The following is a 14,869-nucleotide window of genomic DNA, read 5'->3' as shown; positions in this document are numbered from 1 at the left end:
CCCTTGGGTTACTGATAGTTAGACGGACAGGTACTTGGAAATCTGCGCAGCATCGACGCTGGCGCGCGGATCGTCGCGGACGATCTCGCCGTTCTCGATGACCAGCACGCGGTCGGCGATGTCGAGCGCGAAGCTGAGAACCTGCTCGGAGACAACGATCGACAGCCCCCGCTCGTCGCGGATCCGTTTCAGGGTGCGCGCCATGTCCTTGATGATCGACGGCTGGATGCCTTCGGTCGGCTCGTCGAGCAGCAGCACCTTCGGCTTGGTCGCCAGTGCGCGCGCGATCGCGAGCTGCTGCTGCTGTCCGCCGGAGAGATTGCCGCCGCGGCGGCCCTTCATCTCGAGCAGCACCGGGAACAACTCGTAGATATCGCCGGGCACTTCGGAGCCGCCGGACACCACAAGCCCGGTCTCGATATTCTCTTTCACCGTCATGGTGGAGAAGATCATGCGGCCTTGCGGCACGTAAGCGAGCCCCTTCGCCACCCGCTCGTAGCTCTTCATCGCGCCGAGCTCGGTGCCGTCCATGGTCACCTTGCCGCTCTTGGCTGGCAGGATGCCCATCAGCGACTTCATCAGCGTGGTCTTGCCCATGCCGTTGCGGCCCATGATCGCAACGATCTCGTTGGGCGCGACCGAGACGTTGAGGCCGTGCAGCACCTCGCTCTGGCCATAGGCGACGTGAAGATCATTGATTGCCAGCATCGCGGTGTTCCTTAATGGCCGAGATAAACTTCGATCACCTTGGGATCGTTCTTGACGTGCTCCATCGTCCCCTCGGACAGGATCTGTCCCTGATGCAGCACTGTGACCTTGTGCGCGATGTCCTCGACGAATTTCATGTCGTGCTCGATCACCAGCACCGAGCGGTCCTTGATGATGCGGTTGAGCAGCTCGGCGGTCTTGGCGCGCTCGGAGACGCTCATGCCGGCAACCGGCTCGTCGAGCATCAAGAGATCCGGATCCTGGATCAGCAGCATGCCGATCTCGAGCCACTGCTTCTGGCCATGGCTGAGCTGGTCGGCATAGGTGTTGAGGCGGTCCTTCAGGAAGATCATCTCGGCGACCTCCTCGACCCGCTGCTTGACCGCGTCATCGCGCTGGAAGGTCAGCGAGCCGAACACGGTGCGGCCCCGCGGGTAGGAGATCTCGAGGTTCTCGAACACGGTGAGGTCCTCGAACACCGACGGCGTCTGGAACTTACGGCCGACGCCGGCCTGCACGATCTCGTTCTCGCGCAGCCGGGTCAGCTCCTGGCCGCGGAACTGGATCGAGCCTGACGTGGCCCGGGTCTTGCCGCAGATCAGATCGAGCACAGTGGTCTTGCCGGCGCCGTTCGGGCCGATGATGACGCGGATCTCGTTCTCCTCGACATAGAAGGAGAGATCGTTCACCGCCTTGAAGCCGTCAAAGGACACGGTGAGTCCGGAGACCGCGAGCAGGAAATCCTTGGGCTGATGGCCGACGAGCATGATGGTCCCTCCTCACTCGGCCGGTGCGCCGTCGGCGATCAGGCCGGCCGCCGATTTCGATTTGCGTGATGCGAACAGGCGATCGATGCGGGGCTGGATATGGTCCGCCCAGATGCCGGAGAGCCCGTTCGGGAAGGCCAGCACGACCGCGATGAACAGCGCGCCGAGGCCGAACAGCCAGAGCTGCGGGAAGGATTCCGAGAGGCTGGTCTTGGCGAAATTGACCAGCAGCGCGCCCCAGACCGCGCCGAAGATCGACATCCGGCCGCCGACCGCGGTGTAGATCACCATTTCGATCGACGGCACGATGCCGACGAAGGACGGCGACATGAAGCCGACCTCGAGCGTGAACATGGCGCCGCCGATCGCAGCGAACACCGCCGCGGCACAGAAGGCGAAGATCTTGAAATTGGCAACGCTGTAACCGGAGAAGCGCACGCGATCCTCCTGCTCCCTCATCGCCACCAGGATGCGCCCGAGTTTTGTCAGCCGGATGAATTGCGCGGCAACGATGCATCCGAACAGCAGCACAACCTCGACGAAATACAGAATGAACTTGGCGTGATCGGTGCGGATGTCCCAGCCGTGCAGCGTGCGCAGATCCGTGATGCCGTTGATGCCGCCAGTGTAGCCCTGCTGCCCCACGATCAGAATGGTGAGGATCGCGGCGATCGCCTGCGTGATGATCGCAAAGTACACGCCGCCGACCCGGCGCTTGAACATCGCGGCGCCAATGATCAGCGCGAACAAGGCGGGGACCAGCAAGATCGCCAGTACCGTGACCGGAAAGCTGTGGAACGGCTTCCAGAACAGCGGAAGCTGCGTGATCTGGTTCCAGTCCATGAAGTCTGGAATACCCGGCGTCGACTGGATCTTGGTGTTCGCGACACTCGACGCCTCGAGCTTGAGGTACATCGCCATGCAGTAGCCGCCGAGGCCGAAGAACACGCCCTGCCCCAGGCTCAGGATGCCGCCATAGCCCCAGCACAGCACAAGGCCGATGCCGACGAAGGCGTAGGTCAGGTATTTGGCGACCAGGTTGAGGCGGAAGATATCCAGCGACAGCGGCAGGATGAGAAGCAGCAGCACCGCGAGCGCAAGGAAGCCGAGCAGTTCGGAGCGATTGAAAAAGCGCGAGTTGATGACCATGACCTGCCTGCTTGTTCTTATTTGCGGACCTTGAGCGCGAAGAGCCCCTGCGGACGCACCATCAAGATCGCGACGATGGTCAACAGCGTGATCACCTTGGCCATCGATCCCGACAGGAAGAATTCCAGCGTCGACTGGGTCTGCGAGATCGAGAAGGCGGAGGCGATGGTGCCGAACAGCGAGGCGGCGCCGCCGAACACGACGACCAGGAAGGTGTCGACGATGTAGAGCTGGCCGGCGGTCGGCCCGGTCGAGCCGATCATGGTGAAGGCCGAGCCTGCGACGCCGGCGATGCCGCAGCCCAGACCAAAGGTGTAACGGTCGACCTTCTCGGTATTGATGCCGACGGCGCCTGCCATCACGCGGTTCTGCACCACGGCGCGCACCTGCTTGCCCCAGCTCGACCAGAACAGCACATAGGCGACCGCGATCGTGATCAGCATGGTCAGCGCCATCACGAACATGCCGTTGATCGGGATCTGGATCGAGTCGGTCGCCTGCCAGGAGCCCATCATCCATTCCGGCAACTCGACGCCGACCTCGCGTGCGCCGAAGATCGAGCGATAGGCCTGCTGCAGGATCAGGCTGAGGCCCCAGGTCGCCAGCAGCGTATCGAGCGGCCGCTTGTAGAGATGGCGGATCAACGCCCATTCGACCAGCATGCCGAGCGCGCCTGAGGCGATGAACGCCAGGATCATCGCGATGAAGAAGTAGCCGGGGAACAGCCAGGGCGCGACGTGTTGCACGGCGTTCGACGTCATCCAGGTGACGTAGGCCCCGAGGATCATGAACTCGCCATGGGCCATGTTGATGACGCCCATCTGGCCGAAGATGATGGCAAGCCCCAGCGCCATCAGCACATAAACGGAGAACAGGATGAGCCCGGCAAATCCCTGCATTGCAAGGATGGCGCCGAGATCACCGATCGAATAGTCACCGAACATCGTGGTTCTCCGTCATTCCAAGGGGCGCGCGCCGCCGGTCAAGCGACGCTCGTTCCGTGGCGTGGACGATGACGTCCACGCCGCGATGCGTTGTGGAGCTTCGTAGCCCGGCTGAACGGGTGCGATACCCGGGACGGCCCCGCATATCGCTCCGCTCATGAGGGCTACTGGCTCACTGGTAGCCCTTGGGGAACGGATCCGGCTCGACGAGATCGGCGGTCTCGTAGATCAGCTCATACTGGCCATCGGCCTTGGCGCGTCCGACGCGGGTCTTCGACCACAGATGATGGTTCTCGTGGATCCGGACGTAGCCTTCTGGCGCGCCCTTGAACTCGACGCCGGGCGACGCCGCCGCGATCTTGTCGATGTCGAAGGAGCCCGCCTTCTCCACCGTCAACTTCCACAGCCACGGGCCGAGATAGGCAGCCTGTGTCACGTCGCCGATCACGGTCTTCTCGCCCCACATCTTCTTGAACGCGGGCACGAAGGCCTTGTTGTTCGGATTGTCGAGCGACTGGAAGTACTTCATGCAGGCATAGGCGCCGGCGATGTTCTCACCGCCGATGCCGTCGATCTCGTCCTCGGTCACCGAGATGGTCAGCAGCGTCTGCTTGGACAGGTCGATGCCGGCCGCCTTGAGCTGCTTGTAGAACGCGACGTTGGAGCCGCCGACGATGATCGCGTAGATCACGTCCGGCTTGGTCAGCTTGATTTTATTGATGACCGAGTTGAACTGGGTCGAGCCGAGCGGGAAGTACTCTTCGCCGACCACCTTGCAGCCCTGCAAATGGTTCTCGATGTGCTTGCGCGCGATCTTGTTCGAGGTGCGCGGCCAGATGTAGTCCGAGCCGAGCAGATAGAAGCTCTTGGCGCCCTTGGTCTTGTTGACCCAGTCGAGGCCGGCGATGATCTGCTGCGTCGCCTCTTGCCCGGTGTAGATCACGTTCTTGGACTGCTCGAGGCCTTCATAGAAGGTCGGGTAGTACAGCATGCCGTTGTACTGCTCGAACACCGGCAGCACCGCCTTGCGCGAGGCCGAGGTCCAGCAGCCCATCACGGCCGCGCATTTGTCGTTGACCAGGAGCTTCTTGGCCTTTTCCGCGAAGGTCGGCCAGTCGCTCGCCCCGTCTTCCTGGATGAACTTGATCTTGCGGCCGAGTACGCCGCCAGCGGCGTTGATCTGCTCGATCGCCAGCTTCTCGGCCTCGACCGACCCGGTCTCGGAGATCGCCATGGTGCCGGTCACGGAGTGCAGGATGCCGACCGTGACTTCGCTATCGGTGACTGCAAGACCCGTGGTGTTGACCGCGGAGGTTGCAGGAACGTCGGCAAAGGCGGGACGGCCCAGCATCGAAACAGCCGGCAAAGCCGCCATTCCCATCAAGAGCTTGCGGCGGAGCGGAGACTTCAGGCCTGGTTTGGTTTCGTCTGACATGAGCACCCCATTGGTTCGAGAACGCTTATTGATCAGGCGAGGATTGCTCACTTTTGTGCAGCGCACTGATACGTGAGATCGCGTATACTGCACCGCAAAATAGCGACGTAGGTTTTTGGTACGGGATTTGCCCGCGATCAGAGCATCGTGGACCAGGAGTAGAGCGAGTGGCAGGGCGGCAGCGGATTGACCGCGTCAGGCGCCAATATAATCAATGGGTCGCCAACCAGACGCTGGAAGACTATGCGCTGCGCTTCACCGCCAAGAGCGCGCGGCGCTGGTCCGCCGCCCGGGTCGCCAACACCGCGCTCGGCGCGATCTCCTTCCTCGCGCTGGAGGCGATCGGCGGCACCATCACGCTGAACTATGGCGCGATGAACGCCTCCGCCGCGATCCTGGTCGTCAGCGTCATCATCTTCCTCTGCGGGCTGCCGATCGCCTACCATGCCGCGAAAAGCGGCATTGATATCGACCTGCTGACCCGCGGCGCCGGCTTCGGCTATATCGGTTCGACCATCACATCGCTGATCTACGCCTCCTTCACCTTCATCTTCTTCGCGATCGAGGCCGTGATCCTGGCCAGCGCGCTGGACATGTGTTTCGGCATCCCGCGGCCGATCGGCTACCTGATCAGCGCGGTCGTGATCATTCCGCTGGTCGTCTACGGCATCACGCTGATCAGCCGCTTTCAGCTCTGGACCCAGCCGCTGTGGGTGATCCTCCACATCATGCCGTTCGCGGCGATCGCCTGGGCGAATCCGCATTCGTTCACCGAGTGGCGTAAGTTCGCCGGCGAGCACGGCGATCCCGCGGGCAACCTCGATCTCCTGCTGTTCGGCACCGCGGCCTCGGTCGTGTTCGCGCTGGTGGCGCAGATCGGCGAGCAGGTCGACTTCCTGCGCTTCCTGCCGCGCGATCGCCGCACCTCGCGAAAGGCCTGGTGGATCGCGCTGCTCAGCGCCGGTCCCGGCTGGATCGTGCTCGGCGCGCTCAAGCTGCTCGCCGGCTCGTTCCTGGCCTTCTTCGCCCTCAGCCACGGCGTCTCGGCCGAGCACGCGGCCGAGCCGGCGAACATGTATCTCGAAGCCTTCCGCTACGTGCTGTCGCAGCCGGATCTCGCGATGGCGCTGACCGGGACCTTCGTGATCCTGTCGCAGGTCAAGATCAACGTCACCAATGCCTATGCCGGCTCGATCGCCTGGTCGAACTTCTTTTCCCGCCTCACCCATTCGCATCCCGGCCGCGTGGTGTGGCTGGTGTTCAACGTCGTGGTCGCGTTGCTGTTGATGGAGATCGGCGTCTACAAGGCGCTGGAGCAGACGCTGGCGCTCTACTCCAACGTCGCGATCGCCTGGGTCGGCGCGCTGGTGGCCGATCTCGTCATCAACAAGCCGCTCGGCTTGCGGCCGCAGCATATCGAGTTCAAGCGCGCCCATCTCTGCGACATCAATCCGGTCGGTGTCGGCGCCATGACGATCGCGACCGTGGTCTCGATCAGCGCGTTCTACGGCCTGTTCGGCCCGACCGCGAAAGCGCTGTCGGCCTTCGTCGCGCTTGCGGTCGCCTTCATCACGGCGCCCCTCATTGCCTGGGCGACCGGCGGCAAGTACTACATCGCCCGCAAGCCGAAGCGGAGCTGGCAGAACATTGAATCGATCCAGTGCTGCATCTGCGAGCATGCCTTCGAGCCCGAGGACATGGCCGCCTGCCCGGCCTATGCCGGCCCGATCTGCTCATTGTGCTGCTCGCTCGACGCGCGCTGCCACGACCTCTGCAAGCCGCATGGGCGGATCGGCGCGCAGGTCTCGGACGCCCTGGGCAAGATGATGCCGCAGCCGATCTACGCCCGCATCAACTCGCAGCTCGGCCATTACCTCGGCGTGTTCGCAGTCTCGGCCGGTCTCGTGGCGCTGGTGCTCGGCCTGATCTATCTGCAGACCACCGCAGCCGTACACGCTAACGAGCTATTGGCCGACGTGCTGTGGAAGGTGTTCTTTGCGCTGACCCTGATCATCGGCGTCGTCGCCTGGCTGTTCGTGCTGGCGCAACAGAGCCGGCGCGCCGCCGAAGACGAAACCCGCCGGCAGACCACGCTGCTGATCCAGGAGATCGACGCCCACAAGCGCACCGATGCCGAACTGCAGCGCGCCAAGGAAGTCGCCGAGGCCGCCAATCTCGCCAAGAGCCGATACGTCGTCGGCCTCAGCCACGAGCTCCGTTCGCCGCTGAATGCGATCTCCGGCTACGCGCAGCTGCTGGAGCAGGACGACAGCCTCCCGGTGCGGCCCCGCGGGCAAGTGCGCGTGGTCCGCCGCAGCGCGGACCATTTGTCGGGACTGATCGACGGCATTCTTGATATCTCCAAGATCGAGGCCGGCCGCCTCTATCTTTCGCGCGATGAGGTGCGGCTGAACGATTTCCTCGAGCAGCTGGTCGGCATGTTCCGCCTGCAGGCCGCGGCCAAGGGCATCGACTTCGTGTTCAGGCGGCCGGCGGTGCTGCCGGTCGTGGTCTATGCCGACGAGAAGCGGCTGCGGCAGATCCTGATCAACCTGCTCTCGAACGCGATCAAGTTCACGCAGACCGGCAAGGTGCAATTCGTGGTGCATTATCGCAGCCCGGTCGCCGAGTTCGAGGTGATCGATACCGGGCCGGGCATCCAGCCCGACGACCTCGAGCGGATCTTCGCCCCGTTCGAGCGCGGCGCGCTCGGCGTCAGCCAGCCGCAGACCGGCACCGGGCTTGGCCTCACCATCAGCCGCCTGCTCGCGGGTGTGATGGGCGGCGACATCAAGGTGTTGAGCACGGTCGGCGCCGGCAGCACCTTCCGCGTCAAGCTGCTGCTGTCCGAGGTCACCAATCCGCGCCGCGATGCGCCGGTCGATGCTCCGGTGTACGGCTATCACGGCCCGCGCAAGACGATCCTGATCACCGACGATGACCCGACCCACCGCGACCTCCTGCGCGAGATCCTGGCGCCGCTCGGCTTCATCCTGCTCAGCGCACCGGACGGACCGGGCTGCCTTGCGCTCGCGCAGCATTGCCGGCCGGACATGTTCCTGCTCGATATCTCGATGGCGGGCATGGACGGTTGGACGGTCGCCGAGACCTTACGCTCCGAAGGCCATCACCAGGCCCGAATCCTGATGATATCCGCGAGCGCATTGGAAGCACATGGCGCGCCGCTGGCGCAACCGTTCCACGACGGCTATCTGATGAAGCCGATCGACATCCCGCGGCTGCTCGAGAGCATCCGCCAGCTGCTCAAGATCGAGTGGCAGTATGAGGCCGAACAGATTCCGCCCCCGCAATGGAAGCCCGACACTGGTTCGCGCCCGCCGGTGAAATTTGTCGAAGAGCTGATCAGCCTCGGCCAGCTCGGCTATATCAGGGCGATCCAGCTCAAGCTCGACGAGATCGGCAACGAATGTCCCGAACATGCCGATTTCGTCGGCCAGATGCGCACGCTGATCGACCGGTTCGATCTCGATCAATATATGGCGACGTTGAAAACATTGCACAGCTATGACCATTGAACAGCGAAAGCGCGACGTCGCCCTTGTCGTCGACGACTCGCCCGAGACGTTGCGCCTGCTCACCGACGCGCTCGACGGCGCCGGCATGACCGTGATGGTCGCACTCGACGGCGCCTCCGCGATGCGCATCGTCGACCAGATCACGCCCGATATCGTGCTGCTCGATGCCGTGATGCCCGGCATGGACGGGTTCGAGACCTGCCGGCGGCTGAAGCGCGACGCCGGGCTCGACGGCGTGCCGATCATCTTCATGACGGGGCTGGCCGAAACCGAGCACATCGTGCGCGGGCTGGAGGCCGGCGGCGTCGACTATGTCACCAAGCCGATCGTGGTCGAGGAAATGCTGGCGCGCATCCGGGTCCATCTCGCCAATGCGCGGATGACGCAGAGCGCTCGCGCCGCGCTCGACGTCTCCGGCCGCTATCTGCTCGCGGTCAACAGCGCGGGCGCGCTGCTATGGGCGACGCCGCAGGCACAGCGACTGCTGTCGGATACGCTTGCCGACGCCGCCGACAATTTCGTGCTGCCGGAGCCGATGCCGCAATGGCTTGACCAGGCGCAGAAGGGCAAAGCCGGAGCGAAGACCGCAACCGTGGCGCCCTTCCCCGGCAGCGAGCAGCTTCGCTTGCAATTCATGGGCAAGCTCGGGCCCAACGAATTCCTGCTGCGGCTGGCCAAGGACACCAGCGGCGACATGCCGGCCGAGTTCTCCAGCGAGCTCGGCCTGACCACCCGCGAGGGCGAGGTGCTGTCCTGGCTCTCCAAGGGCAAGACCAACCGCGACATCGCGCAAATCCTGGGCCTCAGCCCGCGCACCGTCGACAAGCACCTCGAGCAGATCTACGCCAAGCTCGGCGTCGAGAACCGCACCGCCGCCGCCGCGATCGCGGTCAACGCGAGGCATCGCAAGTCGTAGCCTGCCGCCTCCGCTGCCGGCGCGTCCGGAAATGGCCAATCGCATCGGACCGTGACAGGATGGGCATGATCGCTCATTCCTGTGGAGAATAGCCATGGATCGTCTGGCGGCGATGGAGACCTTCGTGCGGGTGGTCGAGACCGGCTCGTTCTCCGGAGCGGCGCGGCAGCTCCGGGTCGGCCAGCCGTCGGTCTCGAAATCGGTCGCGCAGCTCGAGGAATTTCTCGGGGTCAAGTTGCTCACGCGCTCCACCCACGGGCTGACCCCGACCGAAGCGGGGCTAGGCTATCTCGAGCGCGCCAGGCGCGCGCTTGAAGAGGCGGCCGAAGCCGAGGTTGCGGCGCGCGGCGCCGGAGCCGGCCTCAGGGGACGATTGCGGATCTGCGCCGCCGTCACCTTCGCCCGGATCCATCTCATTCCGATGCTGCCGAAGTTTCTCGCGCAGCACCCGGAGCTGGAGCTCGAGGTCGTGCTCGACGACCGCCAGATCGATCTCGTGCAGGAAGGCATCGACGTCGCGCTGCGGATGGGCAAAATGGCGGACTCGACGCTGACGGTACGCCGTGTCGCAAGATGCAAGCGCCTCGTGCTGGGCACGCCGGCCTATTTCGACCGCGCCGGCACGCCTGCCACGCCGAGCGAACTGAGCCGGCACCAGGCCGTCGTTTATCTCCGCGAGGGCAGCGTGTGGTCGTTTCATCGCGAGAGCACTGAACTCGCCGTCACGGTGCGGAGCCGACTGCGGGTCACCGCAGCCGAAGGCGTCCGGGCTGCGGTGCTCGCCGATGCCGGGCTCGCGATCGCCTCGGAGTGGATGTTCAGCCCCGAACTGAAAGCGGGCACGGTGCGTGCGGTCCTGCCTGAATGGAGCCTCCCTGCGCTCGATCTCTGGTCCGTGCTTCCGACCGGGCGCGCCGCGACCGCCAAGGCCCGCGCATTCGTGAACTTCTTCGAGCGCAGCTTCAATGCATGACGCGTCATCCGACAGTTGAAGCGGGTTCGCGCTTATTCCGGTCAGGAATAAGCGCTAGTCCAGCGGCAGCGCTACCCTGCGCGGCCATCTCCTTTAGCTTCCTGCGTGTGATTTCAACAAACGGACGGCGCTGCCGTCCACCACGCAGAAGCCAAGGAGAACCGCCATGTCGCTGCAAGCCAAGCTCAACGCTTTCAAGGCCGACTTCGAAGCCGGAAAGCCGCCCTACAACGTTCCGCCAGCCGTCATCGAGATCATGCACCGCGCCACCGCGGAGCTTGTCGCGTCCGGTGCCGCCCAGCGCGCCAAGAAGGCGGGCGATGTCGCCCCCGCCTTCTCGCTGCGTGATCCGGACGGCAATATCGTCAGCTCGGCCGACCTGCTGAAGCGCGGCCCGCTGGTGCTCAGCTTCTACCGCGGCGTCTGGTGCCCGTATTGCAACATGGAGCTGCAGGCGCTGGAAGCCACCAAGCCGGAATTCGACAAATACGGAGCTTCGCTGGTCGCGATCTCGCCGCAGACCGCGCCGAACAGCCGCAAGTCCGTGCGCCAGAACAAGCTCTCGTTCCCGATCCTGTCCGACGCGAAGGGCCAGATCGGCGACGCCTTCGGACTGCGCTTCCATCTGCCCGACTATCTGGTCGATCTCTACAAGCAGCTGAAGAACGATCTGCCGACCTTCAACGACGATCCGAGCTGGACGTTGCCGATGCCGGCCCGCTACGTGATCGGACAGAACGGCGTGATCCTCTACTCGGAAGTGAACCCCGACTATACCCGCCGCCCGGAGCCCGAGGACATGATCGCGGTTCTCCAGCAGGCGGCCGCCGTGAAGGCATGACAGCGCGCAGAGCGGCCGGTGGCGACTAGCCATCGGCCGCTTTCCTCTTGCAGGTTATTCATGCGCAGCCGCCGAACTCCCATCCGGATCGGCGGTTGCGCCAGGTCCGGCCAATGCATCCTCGCCGGAGTGCTGCGCCTTTCGCCACTGCGCCGGCGTCACGCCCATATGGCTCTTGAAGGCGCGCTGAAATGCGGCCTCGGACTGGTAGCCGACCATCTCCGCAACGGCGCCGGTCGACAGCGACGATCTCCTCAACTCGTTCGCCGCAAGCGTCATCCTGATATCGGTGAGCAGATCGCTCGCCGATCGCCCGAGCTTCTCCTGGAACTGCCGTGCAAGGGTGGCGCGCGACATGTTGCAGAGACGCGCAAGCTCCGGCAGCGACCATGCGCGCGCAGGCTGGTTGAACATGGCCGCCACCGCCGGCGCCAGACGGGGATCGCCGACCAGTGCCAGCAGACCGTGTGACCTGTCATCGGTCTCGCTCGCAAGCCGCAGCACAAGCGCAAACATCGCCGTGGACAACGCGTCCAGCATGGCGCGGCCGCCCAGATGATCGTCGGCCGTTTCGCTGCGCATCAGGGACACGAGCCCGGCGAGCTGTGCGGCCGTTCCCTTTCCCGTCCGCGGGCCGGCATGCACGACAAGACGCGGCGGAAGATAGGTGCGCAATAGACGGTCGTGCGGGGGCGCAATCGCGAAGTGTCCGCACAGCAGGTCAAGCCGCTCGTCCGAACCCAGGTTCTCGCTGATCGTAAAATTCTGTGCCGCCCGGTTGCGCGCCGGCAGCGGTGCCGCCCCGCTGCCGTCATGCATCACGTGTCGCGGGTTGCCTGGCAGCAGGAGAATGTCGCCCGGCTTCAGCAGCAACGGCCGACCGCCTGCGGGATCATCCAGGATCGCCGAGCCGGCAAGCACCGCATGATAGGGGATCTCGTTGGTTGCGCCCGGCCCCTGGTCGATGCGCCAGGGCACGCTGTAGCTGCAACGCAGGTCGAGCCGCCCGCGCACCGGCATCATCGCGAACAGCCCGCTGAGCCAGTCCATGGCAGCCCCCCAAAAGCGACCGGATTGAGACGATTGAGCATATTTATGAGCCTAATCAACATTCAATGTCTCACATCTCGATCCTATTGTCACTCCGCAATCGTTCACCAACCCCAACAAGGAGTGCCACCATGTCCCGTCTCTCAGTCCCCAATCTCGAAACCGATACCGGCCCCTCGGGCCAGATCTACGCCCAGATCAAGAAGGCGGCCGGCAGCGTTCCGAACGCCTACGCGGCGATCGCCGCCCACGGCCCGGCCGCGCTCAAGTCGATGCTCGCCGCCGATGCGGTGCTCGCCGGCGGAAGCCTTTCCAAGCGCGATCGGGAGATCATCAAGCTCGTGGTCAGCGCCGCCGGCGGCTGCGACTACTGTGTCGCCGCGCATTCCCATCTCGCCAGGCTGGCCGGCGTGAACGCGGATGTCCTCCAGCAGATCCGCGGCGGCGCGCCGACCGGTGACGCCAAGCGCGATGCGCTGGTGCATTTCGTCCGTAAGCTCGCGCAGTCGAGCGGCACCGTGAGCGACGCGGATTTCGCCGCGATCAAGGCCGCCGGCTACAGCGACGCGCAGCTGGTCGAGATCAGCCTGGCGTTCGCGACCATCGTCTTCACCAACGTCTTCAACCGCATCAACGACACCGACATCGACTTCCCCGCGGTCGCCTAGAGCGACCGCGCGATGTCACACGAAGGGATCACGACCATGACCACGCTTACCAACACCACACAGAATCCGCTTGTCCGCGCACTCTACAGGTCCGGCCTGCTCGCGGATGATCTCGACTACCACGTCGTCCGCGCCGCGATGGTGATCATGTTCCTGTTCTTCGGTTACCAGAAGTGGTTTCCGTACGAATTCGAACGGCTGGTCCCGTTCATCAGCAACGGGCCGCTGATCTGGTGGCTCTATCCAGCCTTCGGCCATGCCGGCGCCAGCTACTTCCTCGGCGCCTCGGAGTGGACGTTCGGCTCGCTGCTGCTGGCGGGCTTCTGGGACAAGCGCCTCGGCGTGCTCGGCGCCCTCGGCTCGACCGGCACCTTCATCGCGACCGTCACCATCATCCCGTTCATGCCGGATGGTTGGGACGTTGCCGCGGGAGGCTTCCCTGCAATGACCGGCAACGTGCCCTTCCTGATGAAGGACGTCGTTCTGCTCGCCGTGTCGCTCTACCTGCTGAGGCAGGACGTGGTTCGCCTGACGCGGCAATAGGTGGCGTCCGCTGATGGCGATGGATCGCCGGCGAACCCTGCGTTCGCCGGCGATCGCGCGTTGATCGGGGGTCGGGGGGACCGCGGGCGTCGCGACATCGCAGCCATTGTTGCGGTGCGGGCGAGGTCAGATCGTGCTTCGACGTCACGCCATAAGTTGTTGCTGAGTTTGCGGAATGCGTTGCAGTTGCCGGTCCGTTCCTGTGCGGGATCGGACTGGCGATCCGGATGTTCGATCTCGATCGCGTCAGCGTTGCCATGCAGGAATGATCGGTCGCTCTCCCGGCCATGACCATAGTTCTGCCGTGCGGTCTAGGTTACAAAATACCGCCGGTGTTGTTCTGGGGTGAGTTGATGAAGAAGGACGACGTCACGTGTCCGCGCTGCGGGGCTGGATTCCGGCGCCTTGAGCTGTCATCCGGATCGGGAAGCAAGGGCGAGTATCGCTGCCCGGTCTGTGAGACAACGCTCGAGCGGTTCGATGGCGACACGCTCGTGGCCTACCGCCTGACGATCCAACCCTCGATTCGCGGGCTGAAGACCGGATAGCCGCCCTGCTGCATGGAATGCCGACGCAATCCCGCGATCACGATCGCCGCTTGAGGACGTAGCTGTCCATGATCCAGCCGTGCCGCTCACGCGCATCGCGGCGCGTGGCAACAATGCGAGGGCCTGCCTCGGCCAGCTCGCCCGCCATGAGGATCTGATCGGGCATGCCGAGATAGGCACCCCACCAGATCTTTAAGCCCTCCGGATCCAGCGTCTGGAATGCGGCGCCGCCGTCGAGCATCACGACGATGGTGTCGACGCCCGGCGGCCAACCGGCCTCGCGGAGCCGCCTGCCGGTCGTGACCAGGAACGGCTCGCCGATCTCGTTGAGCGGCAGCGCATGCGCCGCGCACAGCGCCTGGATCGACGTGATGCCCGGGATCACCTCGATCGACGGCAACGGATCGAGCCGTTGCGCGATCCGCAGGCTCGAATCGTAGAGCGAGGGATCGCCCCAGATCAGCAGGGCGACGCTGCCCTCGCCGCCGAGATGGCGCGCGATCTCCTGTGACCAGGTCGCAGCGACCGCATCGTGCCAATCGTCGACGCCCTTGCGATAGTCCGCCTCGCCGGCGTCACGCACCGGCAGGTCGAACTCGGCAATGCGCGTGCGGTCGTTGTTCAACGCCTCTGCGCAGATCGTTCGGCGCAAGTCCGCGAGATCCGCCTTCGCGGTCCCCTTGCGCGGGATCAGGACCAGGTCGGCGGCATTGATCGCGGCGATCGCAGCAAGCGTGAGCTGCTGCGGATCGCCACAACCGATACCGATCAGGGAAAGCGTCAACATGGCC

The 14,869-nt window shown here is 64.5% G+C and carries 14 protein-coding genes; 7 read left to right on the top strand and 7 right to left on the bottom strand.

The annotated features are described in order from the left end of the window. Positions 1-18: 18 nt before the first annotated feature. The 5 genes from urtE to urtA form a co-directional block, all read right to left on the bottom strand. Positions 19-708 (bottom strand): urea ABC transporter ATP-binding subunit UrtE, encoded by a 690-nt coding sequence (gene urtE / locus ACOIX3_RS15000; RefSeq protein ID WP_050400072.1) that lies wholly within the window; start codon positions 706-708, stop codon positions 19-21. 11 nt (positions 709-719) lie between these two features. Next, a complete protein-coding gene (gene urtD, locus ACOIX3_RS14995) occupies positions 720-1,475 on the bottom strand; it encodes an urea ABC transporter ATP-binding protein UrtD (protein ID WP_063695194.1) in 756 nt (251 codons plus the stop codon). A gap of 12 nt (positions 1,476-1,487) precedes the next feature. Beyond that, the gene (urtC, locus tag ACOIX3_RS14990) at positions 1,488-2,624 is read right to left on the bottom strand and encodes an urea ABC transporter permease subunit UrtC (RefSeq protein WP_375780126.1); all 1,137 of its coding nucleotides are present in this window, start codon (positions 2,622-2,624) and stop codon (positions 1,488-1,490) included. A 17-nt stretch (positions 2,625-2,641) separates the two neighbouring features. Then, entirely contained in the window at positions 2,642-3,568 is a 927-nt protein-coding gene (gene urtB / locus ACOIX3_RS14985; RefSeq protein WP_420970578.1) for an urea ABC transporter permease subunit UrtB, read from the bottom strand. 172 nt (positions 3,569-3,740) lie between these two features. Then, entirely contained in the window at positions 3,741-5,003 is a 1,263-nt protein-coding gene (gene urtA, locus ACOIX3_RS14980) for an urea ABC transporter substrate-binding protein (RefSeq protein ID WP_050400067.1), read from the bottom strand. Between the two features lie 167 nt (positions 5,004-5,170). Here urtA and ACOIX3_RS14975 point away from each other — a divergent pair, with 167 nt between their 5' ends. The 4 genes from ACOIX3_RS14975 (at position 5,171) to ACOIX3_RS14960 (ending at position 11,269) form a co-directional block, all read left to right on the top strand. Next, complete coding sequence (locus ACOIX3_RS14975; RefSeq protein ID WP_420970577.1) at positions 5,171-8,539, top strand: ATP-binding protein; 3,369 nt, start codon at positions 5,171-5,173, stop codon at positions 8,537-8,539. Beyond that, the gene (locus tag ACOIX3_RS14970; RefSeq protein ID WP_420970576.1) at positions 8,529-9,455 is read left to right on the top strand and encodes a response regulator; all 927 of its coding nucleotides are present in this window, start codon (positions 8,529-8,531) and stop codon (positions 9,453-9,455) included. The genes ACOIX3_RS14975 and ACOIX3_RS14970 overlap by 11 nt, the downstream gene beginning before the upstream one ends. Positions 9,456-9,549: 94 nt before the next feature. Next, positions 9,550-10,428, top strand: coding sequence for a LysR family transcriptional regulator (locus ACOIX3_RS14965; RefSeq protein WP_420970575.1), 879 nt, complete (start codon positions 9,550-9,552; stop codon positions 10,426-10,428). Between the two features lie 166 nt (positions 10,429-10,594). Then, a complete protein-coding gene (locus ACOIX3_RS14960) occupies positions 10,595-11,269 on the top strand; it encodes a peroxiredoxin-like family protein (protein WP_420970574.1) in 675 nt (224 codons plus the stop codon). A gap of 54 nt (positions 11,270-11,323) precedes the next feature. Here ACOIX3_RS14960 and ACOIX3_RS14955 read toward each other — a convergent pair whose 3' ends face one another. Further along, a complete protein-coding gene (locus ACOIX3_RS14955; RefSeq protein ID WP_420970573.1) occupies positions 11,324-12,319 on the bottom strand; it encodes an AraC family transcriptional regulator in 996 nt (331 codons plus the stop codon). 131 nt (positions 12,320-12,450) lie between these two features. Here ACOIX3_RS14955 and ACOIX3_RS14950 point away from each other — a divergent pair, with 131 nt between their 5' ends. From ACOIX3_RS14950 to ACOIX3_RS14940, 3 genes are all read left to right on the top strand, one after another. After that, positions 12,451-12,987 carry a carboxymuconolactone decarboxylase family protein gene (locus tag ACOIX3_RS14950; protein WP_420970572.1) on the top strand — a complete coding sequence of 179 codons (537 nt, stop codon included), beginning with the start codon at positions 12,451-12,453 and terminating at the stop codon, positions 12,985-12,987. Between the two features lie 36 nt (positions 12,988-13,023). Further along, entirely contained in the window at positions 13,024-13,530 is a 507-nt protein-coding gene (locus ACOIX3_RS14945; protein ID WP_420970571.1) for a YkgB family protein, read from the top strand. A 353-nt stretch (positions 13,531-13,883) separates the two neighbouring features. Further along, positions 13,884-14,078 (top strand): hypothetical protein, encoded by a 195-nt coding sequence (locus ACOIX3_RS14940; protein ID WP_420970570.1) that lies wholly within the window; start codon positions 13,884-13,886, stop codon positions 14,076-14,078. A gap of 37 nt (positions 14,079-14,115) precedes the next feature. Here ACOIX3_RS14940 and cobF read toward each other — a convergent pair whose 3' ends face one another. Further along, entirely contained in the window at positions 14,116-14,865 is a 750-nt protein-coding gene (gene cobF, locus ACOIX3_RS14935; RefSeq protein WP_420970569.1) for a precorrin-6A synthase (deacetylating), read from the bottom strand. Positions 14,866-14,869: the final 4 nt, after the last annotated feature.

Origin of the sequence: Bradyrhizobium sp. B120 (assembly GCF_049075665.1) — a bacterium.
Taxonomy (GTDB): domain Bacteria; phylum Pseudomonadota; class Alphaproteobacteria; order Rhizobiales; family Xanthobacteraceae; genus Bradyrhizobium.
This window is presented reverse-complemented; position numbering and strand designations above follow the sequence as displayed.